Below are 18,612 nucleotides of genomic sequence, written 5' to 3'. Positions count from 1 at the left end.
CAACCCTTACGGGGCCTGCTCGATGGGCGTGGTCGCGAGGATGTCGACGACGAAGACCAGCGTCTCGTTCTGCAGTTCGTTGCCTTCGGATGCGCCGTAGCCGTCCTTCGGGGGCATCACGACGACGACCTGGGATCCGACCTGCTGGCCTTCGAGCGCCATCTTGAAGCCGGTCACGACGCCGCTCGTCTGGAACTGCGAGGGCTCCGCGTCGCGGCTCCAGCTCGAGTCGAACTCGGTGCCGTCCGACCATTTGACTCCGCGATACTGCACGGTGACCAGGTCACCGGCGCCGACGACGGCTCCGTCACCCTGCTTGAGGACAGCGACCTCGGTCTCGGTGGGGGCCTCGGAATCAGGGATGGTGATGGTGGGAGAACCGGCGTCGTCGAGCTCGACGGTGGGCATGCCCTCGGTCGCATCGACATCCGAGCCGGAGGCGGTCTTCGGGAGCTGCTCGATGGTCTCGACGTAGAGGACGCTGGGGTTCATGCCCTCCTGTGCGGCCGGTAGCGTCAGCACGATGCTCGAGCCGATCGGGAGGCACTCCGCGGCGACGGTGAAGACGGTCGACTGGGTGGGGTCCACGATCTGCTGCGGCTGCTGCACCGCGAGAAGAGCGGACAGCACGCCGTCGGGGCCGCGCTCCGAGGTGCTGAGCACCTCGTTGGTGGTGGCATCCACGAGCTGGTACCTCAGTGAGACGAGATCGCCGGGCATGACGTCGTCGCCGTCGCCCTCGACCACGACGGAGCGCTGGGCTTCGGCGAGATCGGCATCTGCGGGAACCGTGACCTTCGCATCGGCTCCGGTCCCCTCGACGGACACGGCATCGGAGCCTGCGCCCGAGGCGAGGTCGGCGAGGCAGGAGCTCTGCGCCGACGGATCGGACGTTCCTGTCGATTCCGGTGCCGCATCACCGGAGCACCCGGCGAGGAACAGGGTCGCCGCAGCGACGGTGGACAGGACGATGAGCGGACGCTTGCGCACAGTGAGACCTCAGGATCGCGGGCGGGATACCCCATCATCCCCCATACCCCTTTGTCGATGCTGGGAGGCGCGCTCTGGCGCTTCATTCCCACCGCGGCATGGATCCGGGGGTAATCTGCTCTGATGACGTCAGAGCAGTCCGTGGAGCCCGAATCCTCGCCCGCAGAGACTGAGAAGCCTCGTCACGCCGGTTTTGCTTACGCGCTAGGCCGCAGTCTCATCACGCCTCTCGCCCGCACGATCTACCGTCCTCGCATCGAGGGCAGGGAGAACGTCCCGAAAGACGGCCCCGTCATCTTCGCGAGCAATCACCTCTCTTTCATCGACTCGATCGCGATTCCAGTCGCGGCTCCGCGCCCCGTGCACTTCCTCGCGAAGTCGAGCTACTTCGAGGGGCCTGGGCTCAAAGGCTGGTTCAGCAAGACCTTCTTCGAGTCCATCGGGGCGATCTCGGTGCGCCGTGGCGCAGGCAAGGCCGCTCTCGATGCGCTCGAGGTGCAGCGTCAGCTGCTCGACGAAGGGCTCGCGGTCGCGCTCTACCCCGAGGGAACGCGCTCGACCGACGGACGTCTGTACAAGGGACGCACAGGGGTCGCCTTCCTCGCGCTGCAGACCGGTGCACCGGTCGTCCCCGTGGGGCTGATCGGCACCGACAAGGTGATGCCGGTCGGCGCCAAGGTGCCGACGCTCAAGGAGCGCATCACCGTACGGTTCGGTGAGCCGCTGGATCTCTCCCCTCACGGACCCGCCACGAGCGGTCGCGCGCGTCGGCTCGCCACCGACGAGATCATGGCGGCGATCCATGCGCTGTCCGGGCAGGAGCTTGCAGACGCATACAACGAGGCTCCGGCTCAAGGCACGATCGAGAAGATCAAGCAGGCGCTCCCGCACGAGCGCCGCTGATCCGAGCGGGTCCCCCTCCGCAGCGAGACGTCACTCCTGGGCGCGCACCGTGGCTTCGTGCCGTACTGGGAAGTTCATCGAGTTCGCGATGAAGCACCATGCATTCGCCTGTGCGTGTGCACGCTCGGCGGCGTCGATCATGGACGCATCGGCGACCACGACCTCAGGGCGGAGCATCACCTCGACGAAGGCGCCGCCACCCGTGCCGTCCTCGCGCATCATGCCCGACGCGGTGTCGCGGTACGAGACGACCACGACGCCGGCGGTGACACAGGCGTGCAGGTACGAGAGCAGATGGCATTCCGAGAGTGAGGCGAGCAGGAGGTCCTCGGGATTCCAGCGCGACGGGTCGCCGCGGAACGGCTTGTCGGCGGATGCCAGGACGTCGGGCTTGCCCTCGACCTCGAGCGTCACGTCGCGGCGATAGTCGCGGTAACCGCTGGTCCCCGTGCCGGAGTTCCCGGTCCAGGTCGACGTGAGTGAGTAGCGGTGCTCGCCGAGAGGCGCGGGACGATCTGCCATGCCGACAGTCTGCCAGCCGCAGCGAACCTCGGGGACCGCTCCGCCCTGGCACAGCCCCATGCCGAACCGACGATATCCTGGGGAGGTGCTGGAGACTCTCACCGTTCAGGATGCCGTAGAACTCGCCGTGGTCGAACGGAGCGGGTTCGTCGAATCCCGCCATGCCGGCGCGGCCGTGGTCCTCTCCCCCGACGGCGACGTCATCGCCCGCTACGGCAATGCGGATGCGCTGATTCTTCCGCGATCGAGCCTCAAGCCGCTCCAAGCGGTGGCGTGCATCACGGCCGGCGCCTCTCTCGAAGGCGAGCAGCTCGCCATGTCGACCGCGAGCCACAGCGGCACGGATCGGCATGCGTCCGTCGTGCGCGACGTGCTCACCGAAGGCGGACTCACCGAAGACCACCTCGCCTGCCCACCCGCCTGGCCCGGAGACACGTCCGCCCGCGACGAGCTGGTGCGCGAGCACGGGGCACAGACCCGGATCCGTATGAACTGCTCCGGAAAGCACGCGGCGATGCTGCGGGCCTGTGTCGCCACGGGCTGGCCCACCGACGGGTACCTCGATCCCGCGCATCCACTCCAGGTGCACATCCGCGATGTCATCGAACGCCTCACGGGCGAGAAGGTGGCCCACACGGCGATCGACGGATGCGGCGCGCCGGTGTACGCGCTCACCTTGACCGGCCTCGCCCGGTCGATCCACCGCATCGGGACCGCCTCCGACCGCTCCCCCTTCGCTCTGCACCGTGTCGCGGGCTCGCTGGTGCGCGCGGTCCGCGAACACCCCTGGACGATCGACGGCCCCGGTCGCCCTGACACGATCGCCATCGAGAAGCTCGGAGTCTTCGCGAAGGGTGGCGCCGAGGGCGTCATGGTCATGGTCGCCCCGAACGGCACCACCGTCGCCCTGAAGATGCTCGACGGCGGCGCCCGCGCCTCCACGATCGTCGCTGCGACGCTCCTCGCACGCGCCGGCGGACTGACCGACGCCGAGGTCGCGACGCTCGGTGCCGCGCTGTCGCTCGAGGTGCTCGGCGGAGGCGCGGACGTCGGAGTCATCCGACCCGGCAGCGGCATCTGAAGCCACGCACCCCCGGCGGATCCCTGTCAGGGAACGCGTGACCGTCCTCATGTGAGCCGATATCACCGCGGGCCGACGAGCGCAGGAATGACCACGCGTCGCGGAGCGGAGTCTCCCGACAGCGACCAGGCGCGCCCGGCATGAGGGTGGGCATACGGAGGGAGTTCCCGCACGCCCGCCAGCTGCCGCAGGTCCGTCGGGTTCTCGACTCTCACGAGCACCTCGCCTTCGCCGCGAATCCGCTGCCACAGAACCCAGTGACGCTGCCAGGCGTCCGACTCGCCGACCAGGATCACCGGACGACCTGAGTTCGCCGCCTCGGACGGCTCGCCCGAGACCGACAGGACATCGCACTCGGAATACGCCCGAGCCAATGTCTCGGCGACCACGGAGGCGCCGGGTGTGACGAGCGCATTCACTGCTGACCGTGGAATCCACGGGGCATCCTCGTCGGCGTGCGCCGTCGCCCGCCGCAGGCCCGTCGAGCGGAGTCCTTCCTCCTGAACCCATACGATCTGCAACTCACGGTCCCCCATTCGCAGGCGACCAGGTGGCCGATCGCGATCGTAGCCGTCGGATTCGCCGCCGGCGGCCAGATGGTCGACACGGCTCGGCATGCGCAGCAGCCCCCGTCTCGGCAGCGAGTCGAGCAACCTCCCGACCTGTCCTGCCGCCCGCGTCGCCGTCACCACGAAGGTGGTCCCCGCACCACTCCGCAGAATCTGCTCCCACAGCTGCGTCAGGTGCTGACCGTACTCGATCGGCAGGTCGTTGATCTGCGCGTCGATGTCGTCGCAGAGCACGAGTCCGCACCTCGGCGCACGACCCGACACGAGCGCGATGACCGCATCCCAGGCGCGCTCCGAATCTCGAGGAATCCACAGCGCCTCCGGATGCTGGCTCGCCAGAGCACGCAAGGCTGCGGTGCGCCCGGAGCCGGGACCGCCGATCAGGGCGATGCCACGATCCGAGCCGACCATCAGGACCTCGAGCGGCTGAGTCTGTTGCTTCGGGTCGTCGACCCGCCCGAGGATCAGCTCTCCTCGCGCGAGCATCTCACGGCTCAGATCGGCCAGAGGAAGGACCGCCGGCAGCGCGGGAAGCCAGGGGCTCTGCGGCGTCTCGACCCCTGCCCAGGTCGCTGCGACAGCACGGAGATCTGCAGCACCGGTGAGTGCGACCCTCAGAGGAACCGGGTCCGAGTCCTGAGGGCGACGGGCGAGGGCGAGCCCCCGCGACTCCACGCCACCCGGGAGATCGGCGGCCGCGTCCGTGCCGATCACCGCACGACTGTCTGCGGCCTCACCCACGCGCAGACTCACCCGCAGCGGGCAGTTCGCCGCGAGCGCATCCCGGATCACACCGGATGCGCGCTGGGTTCCGAGGATGAGATGCATGCCGAGCGCTCTGCCGCGAGCTGCGATGTCCGTGAACACGACACCGAGATCGGCGTGCTCCTGCAACAGCGCGGCGAACTCATCGACGACGATCACCAGCCTCGGCATCACGATCTCTCCGATGTCTCGCGCGCCGGCCGCCGCAAGCACCGTCTCCCGTCGACGCAGCTCCGCCGTCAGGCTCGAGACGCCGCGCCGTGCTCCCAGTTCATCGAGATCGGTGATCACTGCCGCGACCTGCGGAAGTGCCCGCAGCGGCTCGAACGCGGTTCCGCCCTTGAAGTCCGCAAGCACGAAGATCACGCGCTCCGGGCCGTGCACGCTCGCTATGGCCGTCACCCAGGACACCAGAAGCTCGCTCTTGCCGCTGCCGGTCGTTCCCGTGACGATGGCGTGGGGCCCGTCGTCGACGATGTCGAGAATCACGTCGTCACGCTCACCCCTGCCGATCGCGGCCGGCAGCCCACTCCGAGACACCGGTTGGGTGAGGTCCTCGAGCCGCACTCCAGCGGGGAGAACGTCGAGATCCTCGGCGTCGTCGGAACGGGACTCGCCGACGGCGACCGTCTGCGCGCGGGACAGACATTCCGCGGTGACCTCGACGACGCCCTCGGGCGTTCTGACCGTCGCGCGATGCGGTTCGACGATGTCGATCACCGTTGTGATGCCCTCCGGCACGTCGTCGTCGCGGGCAAGCAGCCAGAACATCGCATCCGCCGTCGGTTGCGTCTGGCCGGTCCGCGCGATGCCCAGCCGGAACGCCCTGCGGCGCACGGCCCCGGCATGAGGGAAAGCAGACACACCCCATTCATCGAGGCGATCTCCCACGACGGCGAGCTGCGCGGCGCCGAAACGGAGACACAGTTGGACGACCAGTGCTCGTGCCGCGGCATCGACGATCGGCGCAGCACCGCGCAGCGCGACGCCACTGCCGAGAGCCACGGCGATCGGCACCTTCTCGAGCCGTCCACACCTCGAGCGGAACTCCCGCTCGCGCTCTCCATCCCCTCCCGCCGCCCTGACCGTGCTCCGGGTGATTCCGCTACCGACGACGATGTCGGTGCCCGCCTCGGGCGCATCCAGTCCGCGCAGCGGTGGCTGTTCCAGGCACGACGCGGCGTCCGGTTGCCGGTGCCAGCGGATCTGACGCTCTTCATCGTGAAGCCGGGCGAGCTGGGCCTCTGCCGCTGACCAGGCCACGGCGCTCTCCGCTTCGGCCAGCCGATGCGCCTTGCGTCGGGAGCGCGCACCGTCGATCAGCGAAGCGAAGATCATCAGTGGTCCAAGCGCCGCGAAGCACAACGAGAAGAGCGAACCGGTCACGAGCCAGAGGACCACGCCGGCGACCACCGGCACGAGCGCCGCGATGAACGGGGTCGGCGGTCGGCGCGGCGGGGCGGGGGCAGCAGGGATCGTGATCGGCAGGGAGTCCATGCCGATCAGTCGACACCATCGAGGGGCCGCGTCGGGCGCCCTCCACAGCAGTCGAGACTTATTCGGTGGGAGCGTCCGATGTGGAGGAAGAATCGTCCGCGACCTGCACGATGACGAGCGTCACGTTGTCGCGCCCGCCGTTCTCGAGAGCTGCAGCCAGCATGGCGTCGACGGCTGCCGCAGGATCGGCGTGCTCACGGAGGAAGTGCTGGATCCCGTAGTCCGTCAGCTCTTTCGTGAGGCCGTCCGAGCAGATCACGAAGCGATCTCCGGCGCGTACCTCGAGAGTGACGTAGTCGGGAGCGGTCAGCTCACTCGCACCGACAGCGCGAGTGATGACGTTGCTGTACGGGTGCCCCTCGGCCTCTTCCGGGCTGATCTTGCCCGCGGCGATCAGCTCCTGGACGACCGAGTGGTCGGTGGTCACCTGCACGAGACGGTCGTCGCGAAGAAGATAGACCCGTGAATCGCCGATGTTGAGTGCAGCCCAGTGCGGCTCGCCGTTCTCGAACTCGAGGAAAACTCCGGTGAGTGTCGTTCCCGTGCCCTCGTCGGTCGTCTCCGGATGGTCGGCGATGTCGCCGACAGCGAGCTGGAGAGCACCCTCGATGGAGTCCCGCTCGACGGATCCGGAAGCGACGACGGCCTCAAGTCGGTCGACCGTGCTTCTGCTCGCGATCTCGCCACCGGCATGGCCGCCCATGCCGTCGGCGACGATGAACAGGGGGTAGTCCGCGAAGAACGCGTCCTGGTTCGTCTCGCGTCTCTTGCCGACGTCGGTGACTCCTGCCCAGGAGAGCAGCAGCGTGCGCTGCGCAACCGTGACGCTTCGCGTCTTCGTCGTCGTGTCAGACACTCGTCGCCTCCGAAATTCCTGCGGGTCGGGCCGCGCCGGGATACTCACACATCGTAGTGGACACAACGACGCTCGCACCCGCGCGCCCGGGTCTCGGCAACGCGAGAAGAACGGTGGCGCCGACCCGGCGCTGCGACGTGAGCATTACCCCACGCTATCGTCTCCACCCGACACGCCTGGAATCGGCGAACACGATCCCTACATGCAACAGAGCCCCCGACCGGAGTCGGGGGCTCTGCATCACGTGATCAGGCCGGAGGCTGCGTGGGGTTCGTCGGCGGCACGGGCGGTGCTGCCGGCGGTGCCGGCGGAACCTGCGGTGCGGCAGGAGGTGCCGACGGTGCTGCCGGGGGCACGCCGGGAGCCGACGGCGCCGACGGAGCAGCGGGAGGCGCATAGCCGGGCTGAGCGGGCGGCGCGTAGCCGGGCTGAGCGGGCGGCGCGTAGTCGGGCTGAGCCGGGGGCGCGTAACCCTGAGGAGCAGGAGGTGCGTAGCCCTGGGGAGCGCCGTAGCCCTGCGGGGCGCCGTAGCCGGGGCCGGCCGCCGGACGCGGCTGCACGGGAATGCCCTGCCAGACGGTGCGGTCGGCGAGGAAGCCGTTGTTCGCCCACGATGCCGGAGCGATGTTCGGGTTCCAGCGCGACTTGTCGAAGGCGTTGATTCCGAGCCACACGAGAGAGAGGAAGACGTACAGGATGACCCACACGGAGTCCTTCTGCAGCTTGAGACCGACGCGCCACGCGGCGAGGACCGCGACGATCGCGAATCCGATGCCGACCAACCAGCCGAGAACCGGGATCCAGGTCAGCAGGCTGGCGAAGACGAGCCACGGGCTCACATCGCCGAGCTTGAAGAAGATCATGAGGTTGTAATACGGAACCCAGGCACGCCACTTGCCCTCGACGCCGGCCTTCTCGAAGATCTTCATGAGGAAGAGAGCGCTGAGCACGTAGCCGCCGACGGCGAACACGAAGATGAAGATGGCGTAGATCGCCCAGAAGGCGGCCGCTGCGGCTCCGCCTCCGTCGTAGTTATACGATGACGCGATCGCCGCGCTTACGTCGCCGATAAATGAGAACATGAACCCCTCCGGATCCGATGGAGCAGACGCCTTGCGCGCCGCGACACCCACCATAGCGGGGTCGCGATATACGGGGCAACGACACACGCAGGAGAGCCCGCTGTGTGACGCTGTGTCACTCAGCGACGACGAACTCCAGGATTCCGGGCTCCGGCGTGTCTCGGAGAACGAGACCCCGCGACTCGGCCCACGTACGCAGGGTGCGCACCGACCGCACACGCGGGCGGTCTTCGGCAAGCGCCCGGGTCAGCAGTCCCTTGGACTTCTTGTTGAAGTGGTTGAGTGCCCGTCCATGCTCGGTCACCACCCGCACGTACGCGGAGGGGACGGAATCAGGCACAGGCCCGAGCGCGACGTAGGCCTCGCTTCGCAGGTCGAGGACGAACGCCGGCTCCTCCCCCGCGATCGCCTCGGTGGTCGCTTCTGCCCAGTGACGGCGCAGCGCCGACAGCCCGGGCAGCGACGTGCCGGCCGCGAGTCGGTAGGACGGGATTGCGTCGAGCGCGCCGATGGGGCCGAGCGGCGCCGAATGGATCCACGCATGCGATCCGAGCCAGCGGCGGGATGCCGACGACAGCGTCTGCGCGTCGAGCGCGTCGTAGAGCACTCCCGTGTAGCGATCCACAGCAGGCATCGTCGCGGCGGAGCGCAGCATCCGGTTGTGGACCACGTCAGCCGCCTGCTTCGGGCTCAACTTGAGTACCTTGAGCGCAGCCGCCTCGTCGGCTGCGAGGTCGACGAGCGCGTCGATCACGGCATGACGTTCGCCGCGCAGACCGGGAAGCGCCAGTGCGCTGACATCGAGCGGGGCGCCGTTCCCGCCGGGGCGCTTCGTCTCTGACGGCGGAAGCAGGATCTTCATGGGACCTCGGGAATACAGACGCGTCCGCCCCGGCACCCACTGGGGGCGCCGAGGCGGACGCGATGAACTGAACTGATCAGGCGATGAGAGCCGCGTTGCCCGCCACGATCGTCAGGACGTCGCTCTCCATGGAGAGGAAGCCGTCCTGTGCGTTGGCGAGCACCTTGGTGCCATCCGTCTGCGTGATGCGGACCTCGCCCTGGGCGAGGATCGCCAGAACCGGCTCGTGGCCGCTCATGAAGCCGATCTCACCCTCGACGGTCTTGGCGACCACGAGGCTCGCCTCTCCCGTCCAGACCTCCGCGTCCGCGGAGACGAGGCTGACATGCAGCGCCATGGTCAGCCGTTCTCCTTCTGGATCTTCGCCCACTGCTCTTCGACGTCGGAGATGCCACCGACGTTGAAGAAGGCCTGCTCGGCGACGTGGTCGAAGTCACCGCGCGTGATCGCATCGAAGGACTCGATGGTCTCCTTGAGCGGGACGGTCGAACCCTCGACACCCGTGAACTTCTTGGCCATGTAGGTGTTCTGCGAGAGGAACTGCTGGATGCGACGTGCACGCGACACGACGATCTTGTCCTCTTCGGAGAGCTCGTCGACACCGAGGATGGCGATGATCTCCTGCAGTTCCTTGTTCTTCTGGAGGATCTGCTTGACCGTCGTCGCGACGCGGTAGTGGTCCTCGCCCAAGTAGCGGGGATCCATGATGCGCGACGTCGAGGTCAGCGGGTCGATGGCCGGGTACAGACCCTTCGACGCGATCTCACGCGAGAGCTCCGTGGTGGCGTCGAGGTGGGCGAACGTCGTCGCCGGTGCCGGGTCGGTGTAGTCATCGGCAGGCACGTAGATCGCCTGCAGCGAGGTGATCGAGTGGCCACGGGTCGAGGTGATGCGCTCCTGGAGGAGACCCATCTCGTCGGCGAGGTTCGGCTGGTAACCCACGGCGGAGGGCATGCGGCCCAGCAGCGTGGAGACCTCGGAACCGGCCTGCGTGAAGCGGAAGATGTTGTCGATGAAGAGCAGCACGTCCTGCTTCTGCACGTCACGGAAGTACTCCGCCATCGTCAGAGCCGAGAGGGCGACGCGCAGACGCGTTCCCGGCGGCTCGTCCATCTGGCCGAACACGAGGGCCGTCTTGTCGAAGACACCCGCCTCTTCCATCTCGTGGATGAGGTCGTTGCCCTCACGGGTGCGCTCACCGACACCGGCGAACACCGACACACCACCGTGGTCCTGCGCGACGCGCTGGATCATCTCCTGGATGAGGACGGTCTTTCCGACACCGGCGCCACCGAACAGACCGATCTTTCCACCGAGCACGTACGGCGTCAGAAGGTCGATCGACTTGATGCCGGTCTCGAACATGGTGGTCTTCGACTCGAGCTGGTCGAAGTTCGGAGCCTTGCGGTGGATCGGCCAGCGCTCGGTGACTTCGATCGTCTCGCCGGGCTCGAGGTTCAGGACCTCGCCGATCACGTTGAAGACCTTGCCCTTGGTGACGTCGCCGACGGGGACCGAGATGGCCTCACCGGAGTCGCGCACCTCCTGGCCGCGGACGATGCCATCGGTCGGCTTCAGTGCGATGGCGCGAACAAGGTCGTCGCCGAGGTGCTGCGCGACCTCGAGCGTGATCTCGACGGACTCGTCGCCGATCGTGATCGTGGTCTTCAGTGCGTTGTAGATGTCGGGGATCGAGTCGTGCGGGAACTCGATGTCGACAACCGGACCGTTGACGCGTGCGACGCGCCCGACGACCGCGGTCGCCGGCTGGTCAGCCGTGGCGGTGGTGGTCATTTTCGTCTCTTTCCTGATGGTCTATTTGCTCGACGAGAGTGCGTCGGCGCCGCCGACGATCTCCGCGATCTGCTGCGTGATCTCCGCCTGACGCGCGTTGTTGCGCAGACGGGTGTAGTCGGTGATGAGCTTGTCGGCGTTGTCGCTGGCCGACTTCATCGCCTTCTGCGTCGCAGCCTGCTTGGCAGCAGACGACTGCAGGAGAGCGTTGAAGACGCGGCTCTGGATGTACACCGGCAGGATCGCGTCGAGGACTGTCTCGGCATCCGGCTCGAACTCGTACAGCGGGTAGACAGCGCTTCCCGCTTCCGAGTCATCGGCTTCCGCGATCTCCAGCGGAAGCAGACGCACGGATTCCGGCGACTGCGTCATCATGCTGACGAAGCGGTTGTACACGAGGTGGATCTCGTCGACGCCGCCCTCGTCCGCACCGCGTGAGAAGTCCTCGAGCAGCGTGGCCGAGATCTCCTCCGCCGTGTGGAACGACGGGGTGTCGGTGTCGCCGGTCCACTCCGCGGCCGCCGCGATGCGGCGGAACTGGAAGTAGCCGACGGCCTTGCGACCGACGAGGTAGAACACCGGCTCCTTGCCCTGACTGCGCAGGAGCTCCGCAACCTCGAGACCCTCTCGGAGGATCTGCGAGTTGAAGGCTCCGGCAAGGCCACGGTCCGACGAGAAGATCACGACCGCGGAGCGGCGGATCGTCTCGGGCTCGCGGGTGAGCGGGTGGTCGACGTTCGAGTGCGTCGCGACGGCGGACACGGCCCTCGTCACGGCACGCGCGAAGGGACTGGACGCTTTGACACGTCCCATCGCCTTCTGGATGCGCGAAGCCGCGATGAGTTCCATCGCCTTCGTGATCTTCTTGGTCGTCTGAGCAGAAGAGATCTTCTGCTTGTAGACCCTGAGTTGAGCGCCCATGAAATCAGTTCCTCACGCGATTACGCGCGACGACCCTTGACGATCTTCTCCTGGTTGACGTCGTCAGCCTCGGCCGCACCGTGCTCCTCGTGGCCGGGGGCGCCGATGGCCTGCCCCTTGCCGCCCTGGAATTCCAGGAGGAACGCATCCGTGTGCTTCTCGAGCTCGGCGACGGTGTCGTCGTCGAGGACGTTGGTCTCACGCAGGGTGTCGAGCACCTTGGTGTTGCGACGAAGGTAGTCGAGGAGCTCGCGCTCGAAGCGGAGGACATCCGCGACCTCGATCGTGTCGAGCTTGCCCTTGGTTCCGGCCCAGATCGAGACGACCTGCTCCTCGACGGGGTACGGCGAGTACTGCGGCTGCTTGAGCAGCTCGGTCAGACGCGCGCCACGGGAGAGCTGACGACGCGACGCCTGGTCGAGGTCGGATGCGAACATCGCGAAGGCCTCGAGCGAGCGGTACTGAGCGAGCTCCAGCTTCAACGTTCCGGAGACCTTCTTGATCGACTTGACCTGAGCGTCACCACCGACTCGCGACACCGAGATACCCACGTCGACCGCAGGACGCTGGTTGGCGTTGAAGAGGTCGGACTGCAGGAAGATCTGGCCGTCGGTGATCGAGATCACGTTGGTCGGGATGTATGCCGAGACGTCATTGGCCTTGGTCTCGATGATCGGGAGACCGGTCATCGACCCTGCGCCGAGCTCGTCGGACAGCTTCGCGCAACGCTCCAGCAGACGGGAGTGCAGGTAGAAGACGTCACCCGGGTATGCCTCGCGGCCCGGCGGACGACGCAGCAGCAGCGACACGGCACGGTAGGCCTCGGCCTGCTTCGACAGGTCGTCGAAGATGATCAGGACGTGCTTGCCGCCGTACATCCAGTGCTGGCCGATGGCCGAACCGGTGTAGGGAGCCAGGTACTTGAAGCCGGCGGGGTCGGATGCCGGAGCTGCCACGATCGTGGTGTACTCCAGGGCGCCGGCCTCTTCGAGCGCGCCCTTCACCGAGGCGATGGTCGAGCCCTTCTGGCCGATCGCGACGTAGATGCAGCGCACCTGCTTGTTGACGTCGCCCGACTCCCAGTTGTCCTTCTGGTTGATGATCGTGTCGATCGCGATCGCGGTCTTGCCGGTCTGGCGGTCGCCGATGATCAGCTGACGCTGGCCGCGGCCGACGGGGATCATGGCGTCGATCGCCTTGATACCGGTCTGCATCGGCTCGTGCACCGACTTGCGCTGCATGACGCCGGGCGCCTGCAGCTCGAGCTCACGCGAGCCCTCGGTGGCGATCGAGCCGAGGCCGTCGATCGGGTTTCCGAGCGGGTCGACGACGCGACCCAGGTAGCCGTCACCCACGGGCACGGAGAGGACCTCACCCGTGCGGGTGACTTCCTGTCCTGCTTCGACGCCGGTGAAGTCGCCGAGGACGACCACACCGATCTGGTCCTGGTCGAGGCTCAGCGCGAGGCCCTTGGTGCCGTTCGCGAAGGCCACGAGCTCGTTGGCCATGACGCCGGGCAGGCCCTCGACGTGCGCGATTCCATCCGCTGCGTCGATGACGGTGCCGACCTCGGTCGCCGCGGCCCCGGTGGGCTCGTAGGCGGCGGCGAAGTCCTTCAGCGCGTCACGGATGACGTCGGGGCTGATCGATAGTTCTGCCATTGTCTTCCCTTTGTATCTGGGTGCGCGGTTCCCCGCGCGAAGTCGTGTTAGCCCGCGAGCTTCTGGCGAAGGTCGGCGAGTCGAGCGGAGATGCTGCCGTCGATGACGTCATCGGCGATCTGCACGCGCAGGCCTCCGACGACGGCGGGGTCGAAGACCTCGTTGAGGGATACGTTGCCGTCGTAGCGACGCGAGAGAGCGGCGCTCAGGCGGGTGCGCTGCGCGTCGGTCAGCGGCTTCGCGGTGTGCACCGTCGCCACCACCCGATCGCCCTGATCAGCGACGATGCGGGTCGCCCGCGACAGCATCTGCCGGATGCGACGCTCACGCGGCTGGCGGACCAGCGACGAGACGATCAGCGCGGCGGCGTCGCTGACGCCCCCGGCGAGAAGCCTTTCGACGAGAGCACCCTTGGCGTCTTCTCCTCCGAGGCGGGTTCCGAGCGCGAGCTCGAGATCCGCGTTCGCGGCGATGACCCGGGAGAAGCCGAACAGCTCTCCCCCGATGTCGGCCTGGGGAGTGGAGATCGCTGCGGCACGGATGGCCAGCTCCTCGACGCCGTCGACGAGCTGCGACGAGGAGGACCAGCGCTGGGCCACGACGGTCTTCAGGATGTTCTGCACGTCCTGAGAGAATCCGCCGAAGATCGCCGACACGACGTTCTGTCGCGCCTCGGCCGGAGCCGAGGGATCGGTGAGCGCGCCGCTCAGCTGAGACGACTCCGCCACGGTCCTGGCAGCTGCGAACAGCTCCCTGGCCGAGTCGAGAGTGACGTCCTTCGCTGCGGCAAGCGCCTGAGTGGATGCCGCGAGTGCCTGAGTGGTCGCGCTGCCCATTACTGAGCCGCCTTCTCGGATGCCTCGAGGTCGGCGAGGAAGCGGTCGACGACCGCCGTCGCGCGAGCATCGTCCGAGAGCGTCTCGCCGACCACGCCACCGGCGAGGTCGATGGCGAGCGAGCCCACCTCGCTGCGCAGCGAGACGAGAGCGGTCTGACGCTCTGCCTCGATCTGCGTGTGCGCGGTCGCCGTGATGCGAGCAGCCTCACTCGACGCGGCATCCTTGGCCTCGGAGACGATCTTCTTGCCGTCCTCACGGGCGGCCTCACGGATCTCTCCGGCCTCGGTGCGTGCCTCGGCGAGCTGCCGGGTGTACTCCTCGAGCGCGGCCTCAGCCTGCTTCTGGGCCTCGTCGGCCTTGGCGATGTTGCCCTCGATGGCGGCGGACCGCTTGTCGAGCATCGCCGTGAACTTCGGAAGGGCGACCTTCCACACGACGACGAGGATGACGAGGAACCACAGGCCCGACCAGATGATGTCGTACCACGCAGGGATCAGAGGGTTGTGTGTTTCACCCTCTGCTGCGAGGTTCGTGACAAGAGCGTTCAGCATCCTGTCTCCTTCAGAAGTCGGTAGAGATTACGGGAAGGGGATGAATCCGACGGCGATGCCGACGAACGCAAGCGCCTCGGTGAAGGCGATACCGATCCACATGAGGACCTGGAGGCGGCCGGCCAGCTCGGGCTGACGAGCGACACCCTCGATGGTCTTGCCGACGACGATGCCCACACCGATGGCCGGGCCGATTGCGGCGAGGCCGTAGCCGACCGAAGCGAGGTGACCGTTGATGTCTGCGAGAACCGTAGTAGCGTCCACGGGTTTTTCCTTTCGTTGGGTGGGACGGCAGTTGCCGACCCGCTCAGTGCTCTTCTGCGACCGCGAGCTGGATGTAGACCGCGGTGAGGACGGTGAAGACGTATGCCTGGAGGACGGCGACCAGAATCTCGAAGAGAGTGAAGGCGCCGCCGAAGGCGAGGGTTCCGACACCGAGGGCGGCCCAGCCGCCACCTGCGGTGAAGAAGAAGAACTGGGTGGCCGCGAAGCACAGCACCAGGAGCATGTGACCGACAACCATGTTCATCAGCAGTCGGAGCATCAGCGTGACGGGCCGGATGATGAAGGTCGAGAGGAACTCGATCGGCGTCACGATGATGTAGACCGGCCAGGGCACGCCCGCCGGGAACAGCGCGTTCTTGAAGAAGCCCAGCGGACTCTTCTTGATACCCGCGTAGATGAAGGTGATGTAGCTCACCAGGGCCAGCGTCAGCGGCACAGCCGCGATGCTCGTTCCCGCGATGTTCAGGAACGGGATGATTCCCGTGATGTTCATGAACAGCACCATGAAGAAGATCGTGGTGAGGATCGGCAGGAATCGGTTTCCGTCCTTGCGCCCGAGGAGGTCGTGCGCGATGTTGGAGCGGACGAAGTCCAGCCCCATCTCGACGACGCTCTGGAAGCGGCCGGGAACGATCTTCATCCGTCGGGTTCCGAGAACCAGGATCAGCACGACGGCGACCACTGCGATGAACTGGACGAGGTGGATTCGATGGACGGGGATACCCGCCACAGTGAAGAGGATCTCCGGGAAGAACTCGTCGATCGAAGGTCCGTGGAACTCGCCGTCAGAGGCGAGTTTGGGCATCAGGGTCGCAGCAAGATTGAACAGCGCGGGCTCCAGCTTCGGGGCACCGGTCAGAACCGGGGCGACGATGGTCGGTGTGCTTCAAGCGCAAGCGCTCGCGGGCGAGCGGCGGGCACATGTCAACACTATCAGAATAAGAGGGTGCCCTAAGACCGCGGGGCGTCTTCGCCCGACCCCTCGTGCTCCCGCTCCTCGGGCACGATGTGGTGCCGTCCTGGCGCGCGATCCTCGGGCACCACGGTCGGCAGCTGCACGCCGGGGGCCTGGTCGGCCGGCGCCTGCGTGGGCAGTGACGCGTCGCTCACGTTCGGCAGTCGCATCTTCGTGATGACGATCACGTCGATGACCAGAGTGGCCACGACACCGGTGACGATCGAGAGGAAGAACACCATCGGACTGACCCACGGCTGACCGCTCAGGACGATCATGATCACCACGAACAGTCCGAGCTTGAGCAGCCAGCCGCCCAGGACGATCGCGAAGAACAGCTGCACGTAGAGCGGGTCACCGAACCAGCGGTTGGCGATCAGGATGCTGAGCGCGGTGATCCCGAGGAACAGCATGGCGAGCACGACCCCGAGCAGGCCGCTCACGAGGCCCTCCACGCCGTCGACGAGAAGGCCGATGCCGCCGGCCACCAGTGCGAGGACCACCATCGAGACAGCGGACCAGAGCAGAGTCCTCCGCAGGATCGGATTGCTGGAAACAGGGCTCGGGCTCACGGGGACTCCACGGGTGTCGGGTCGGGTTCAGCAGACGCCGCGGACTTCCGTCGGCGCAGAGGATTCAGGGTGATGACGAGGCAGGCGGCGATTCCGATGACCCCGAAGGCGACGCCGGGGATGTACTGGCCGGGCCAGTCCTCACGGGCGCCGACGTACATGAGGAGGACGGCGAGGGAGATCACTGCCGTCCAGGCGTAGAAGATCAGGACGGCATCGCGGTCGCGGTGCCCGAGGTCGAGCATGCGGTGGTGCAGGTGCTTGCGGTCGGGAGAGAACGGCGACTTGCCGGCGTTCATGCGGCGGAGCACCGCGAGGCCGAAGTCGAGCAGCGGCAGCAGCACGACCAGCAGCGGCAGCAGGATCGGGATGAAGGCCCCGAGGAGCTGGGAGCGTCCGAGGCGCTCAGGGTCGAGCGCCGAGGGCTCGAGCTGACCGGTCACCGCGATCGCGGAGGTGGCCATCAGCAATCCGAGGACCAGAGCGCCCGAGTCCCCCATGAACAGCTTCGCCGGGCTCCAGTTGAACGGCAGGAATCCGAGGCACGCGCCGATCAGGACCGCCGCGAGGAAGGAGGCGAGGTTGAAGTAGCTGGAGGCACCGGTGTCGCGGGTCAGGATGTAGGAGTAGGCGAAGAAGACACCGTTCGCGATCAGGCACACCCCCGCGACGAGGCCGTCCAGACCGTCGATGAAGTTGACCGCGTTCATCACGATGACGATCGCGAACATCGTGATCGTGATGCTCAACCAGCTGGAGAACACGATCAGATCGCCGAACGGCAGAGACAGGATCTGCAGCCCGCCGCCCACCGTGATGATCCCTGCGGCGAGGAACTGCGCGCCGAGCTTGATCATCCAGTCGAGATCCCAGAGGTCGTCGACCACGCCGATGATCGCGATCAGCAGCGACGCGGCGAGGATCGACCACATGGTCTGCGGAGGCATCCACATGTTCACGAAGAACGGGTTCGCCGCAGACACCCCGATCGCCGCCGCGATGCCGAGGAAGATGGCGACTCCACCGAGACGCGGGGTCGGCGTGGTGTGCACATCCCGCTCACGGATGCTCGGGTAGAGCTTGAACCGCAGGCTCAGCCGCCAGACCGCCCAGGTCAGTGCGAACGTGATCGCGGCGGTCAGGATGATCGTGAAGAGATACTGCTTCACGAATCCCCGTCCGATTCCGCAGGCTCCTCAGCGGGCTCGAGCAGATCGCCGAGCACCTCCTCGAGCCGCTCGCGGCTGACAGCGCCGGCGCGGAGGATGCGTACGCCGCCCGTGGTCGGCTCGGCTCCACGAGGGACGAGAGATGTCGCATCGACGATGGTCGAGGCGACGCCGTCGCGGCTCATGCCGTCGGCGAGGTAGACGGAGACGCTGTCACCGAGCATCCGCTCGGCATCGAACGCCGAGATCGCCGCATCGCGACCGGTGAGGTTCGCGCTCGACACCGCGAGCGGACCGGTCTCGGCGAGCAGTTCGAGAGCGACACGCCCTTCGGGCATGCGCACGGCGACGGTGCCCTGGGTCTCCCCAAGGTCCCAGACGAGCGACGGCTGGGCCGGCAGCACGATCGTCAGGCCGCCGGGCCAGAAGGCGTCGACGAGTCGCTGCACGGGCTCCGGCACCGACTCCGCGAGCGCGTGCAGGGTCTCTTTCGTGCCGACGAGGACGGGCGGCGGCTGGTCGCGACCTCGGCCCTTCGCATCGAGGAGTCGCTGCACCGCGGCGGGCGAGAAGGCATCGGCGGCGACGCCGTAGACAGTGTCGGTGGGCATCACGATGAGTTCGCCGCGGGCGATGGCCTGGCGGGCGTGGCGCATGCCAGCGAGGAGCTGGGACTCGTCGCCGCAATCGAAGATGGAGGACATGACGATCCGATTCTAGTTGGGGATGCCTGGGCGC

General features: G+C 67.1%; 19 protein-coding genes. 2 read left to right on the top strand and 17 right to left on the bottom strand.

What is annotated here, in order from left to right:
• Nucleotides 1–6: 6 nt before the first annotated feature.
• Complete coding sequence (locus OD997_RS01565) at nt 7–990, bottom strand: FKBP-type peptidyl-prolyl cis-trans isomerase (RefSeq protein ID WP_434330064.1); 984 nt, start codon at nt 988–990, stop codon at nt 7–9.
• Nucleotides 991–1,113: 123 nt separating this feature from the next.
• Between OD997_RS01565 and OD997_RS01560 the strand changes: the two genes are divergently transcribed.
• Nucleotides 1,114–1,893 (top strand): lysophospholipid acyltransferase family protein, encoded by a 780-nt coding sequence (locus tag OD997_RS01560; RefSeq protein WP_120493115.1) that lies wholly within the window; start codon nt 1,114–1,116, stop codon nt 1,891–1,893.
• Between the two features lie 30 nt (nt 1,894–1,923).
• On the opposite strand, the gene OD997_RS01555 is transcribed toward OD997_RS01560, so the two are convergent.
• Entirely contained in the window at nt 1,924–2,415 is a 492-nt protein-coding gene (locus OD997_RS01555; protein WP_434330063.1) for an OsmC family protein, read from the bottom strand.
• Nucleotides 2,416–2,473: 58 nt separating this feature from the next.
• Here OD997_RS01555 and OD997_RS01550 point away from each other — a divergent pair, with 58 nt between their 5' ends.
• Nucleotides 2,474–3,496, top strand: a complete 1,023-nt coding sequence (locus OD997_RS01550; protein WP_434330062.1) for an asparaginase — start codon at nt 2,474–2,476, stop codon at nt 3,494–3,496.
• 62 nt (nt 3,497–3,558) lie between these two features.
• Here OD997_RS01550 and OD997_RS01545 read toward each other — a convergent pair whose 3' ends face one another.
• The 15 genes from OD997_RS01545 to OD997_RS01475 form a co-directional block, all read right to left on the bottom strand.
• Nucleotides 3,559–6,327: an FtsK/SpoIIIE domain-containing protein gene (locus OD997_RS01545; RefSeq protein ID WP_434330061.1), complete on the bottom strand. Its 2,769-nt coding sequence runs from the start codon at nt 6,325–6,327 to the stop codon at nt 3,559–3,561.
• Between the two features lie 58 nt (nt 6,328–6,385).
• A complete protein-coding gene (locus OD997_RS01540) occupies nt 6,386–7,183 on the bottom strand; it encodes a PP2C family protein-serine/threonine phosphatase (protein ID WP_434330060.1) in 798 nt (265 codons plus the stop codon).
• A gap of 248 nt (nt 7,184–7,431) precedes the next feature.
• Nucleotides 7,432–8,265, bottom strand: a complete 834-nt coding sequence (locus OD997_RS01535) for a large exoprotein (protein WP_434330059.1) — start codon at nt 8,263–8,265, stop codon at nt 7,432–7,434.
• A gap of 115 nt (nt 8,266–8,380) precedes the next feature.
• Nucleotides 8,381–9,127 (bottom strand): YaaA family protein, encoded by a 747-nt coding sequence (locus OD997_RS01530; protein ID WP_434330058.1) that lies wholly within the window; start codon nt 9,125–9,127, stop codon nt 8,381–8,383.
• A gap of 76 nt (nt 9,128–9,203) precedes the next feature.
• On the bottom strand, nt 9,204–9,464 hold the full coding sequence (locus OD997_RS01525) for a F0F1 ATP synthase subunit epsilon (protein WP_045255374.1): 261 nt from the start codon (nt 9,462–9,464) through the stop codon (nt 9,204–9,206).
• A 2-nt stretch (nt 9,465–9,466) separates the two neighbouring features.
• Entirely contained in the window at nt 9,467–10,921 is a 1,455-nt protein-coding gene (gene atpD / locus OD997_RS01520; RefSeq protein WP_045255375.1) for a F0F1 ATP synthase subunit beta, read from the bottom strand.
• A gap of 21 nt (nt 10,922–10,942) precedes the next feature.
• Nucleotides 10,943–11,842 carry a F0F1 ATP synthase subunit gamma gene (locus OD997_RS01515; RefSeq protein ID WP_045255376.1) on the bottom strand — a complete coding sequence of 300 codons (900 nt, stop codon included), beginning with the start codon at nt 11,840–11,842 and terminating at the stop codon, nt 10,943–10,945.
• A gap of 20 nt (nt 11,843–11,862) precedes the next feature.
• Nucleotides 11,863–13,503 (bottom strand): F0F1 ATP synthase subunit alpha, encoded by a 1,641-nt coding sequence (atpA, locus tag OD997_RS01510; protein WP_045255377.1) that lies wholly within the window; start codon nt 13,501–13,503, stop codon nt 11,863–11,865.
• 47 nt (nt 13,504–13,550) lie between these two features.
• The gene (locus OD997_RS01505; protein ID WP_434330057.1) at nt 13,551–14,339 is read right to left on the bottom strand and encodes a F0F1 ATP synthase subunit delta; all 789 of its coding nucleotides are present in this window, start codon (nt 14,337–14,339) and stop codon (nt 13,551–13,553) included.
• The gene (locus OD997_RS01500) at nt 14,339–14,893 is read right to left on the bottom strand and encodes a F0F1 ATP synthase subunit B (RefSeq protein WP_434330056.1); all 555 of its coding nucleotides are present in this window, start codon (nt 14,891–14,893) and stop codon (nt 14,339–14,341) included. Before OD997_RS01500 ends, OD997_RS01505 begins: the two co-directional genes overlap by 1 nt.
• 27 nt (nt 14,894–14,920) lie before the next feature.
• Nucleotides 14,921–15,157 (bottom strand): ATP synthase F0 subunit C, encoded by a 237-nt coding sequence (atpE, locus tag OD997_RS01495; RefSeq protein WP_042541851.1) that lies wholly within the window; start codon nt 15,155–15,157, stop codon nt 14,921–14,923.
• Between the two features lie 43 nt (nt 15,158–15,200).
• Entirely contained in the window at nt 15,201–15,983 is a 783-nt protein-coding gene (gene atpB / locus OD997_RS01490) for a F0F1 ATP synthase subunit A (RefSeq protein WP_434330055.1), read from the bottom strand.
• A 146-nt stretch (nt 15,984–16,129) separates the two neighbouring features.
• On the bottom strand, nt 16,130–16,639 hold the full coding sequence (locus tag OD997_RS01485) for a hypothetical protein (protein WP_434330054.1): 510 nt from the start codon (nt 16,637–16,639) through the stop codon (nt 16,130–16,132).
• A gap of 62 nt (nt 16,640–16,701) precedes the next feature.
• Nucleotides 16,702–17,874 carry an MraY family glycosyltransferase gene (locus OD997_RS01480; RefSeq protein ID WP_434330053.1) on the bottom strand — a complete coding sequence of 391 codons (1,173 nt, stop codon included), beginning with the start codon at nt 17,872–17,874 and terminating at the stop codon, nt 16,702–16,704.
• Nucleotides 17,871–18,578 carry an L-threonylcarbamoyladenylate synthase gene (locus OD997_RS01475; protein WP_056308266.1) on the bottom strand — a complete coding sequence of 236 codons (708 nt, stop codon included), beginning with the start codon at nt 18,576–18,578 and terminating at the stop codon, nt 17,871–17,873. Before OD997_RS01475 ends, OD997_RS01480 begins: the two co-directional genes overlap by 4 nt.
• Nucleotides 18,579–18,612 lie beyond the last annotated feature (34 nt).

Origin of the sequence: Microbacterium sp. CGR1, assembly GCF_051062835.1 — a bacterium.
GTDB lineage: Bacteria > Actinomycetota > Actinomycetes > Actinomycetales > Microbacteriaceae > Microbacterium.
The sequence above is the reverse complement of the archived record's forward strand: the minus strand, read 5'-3'. Positions and strand labels throughout refer to the sequence as shown.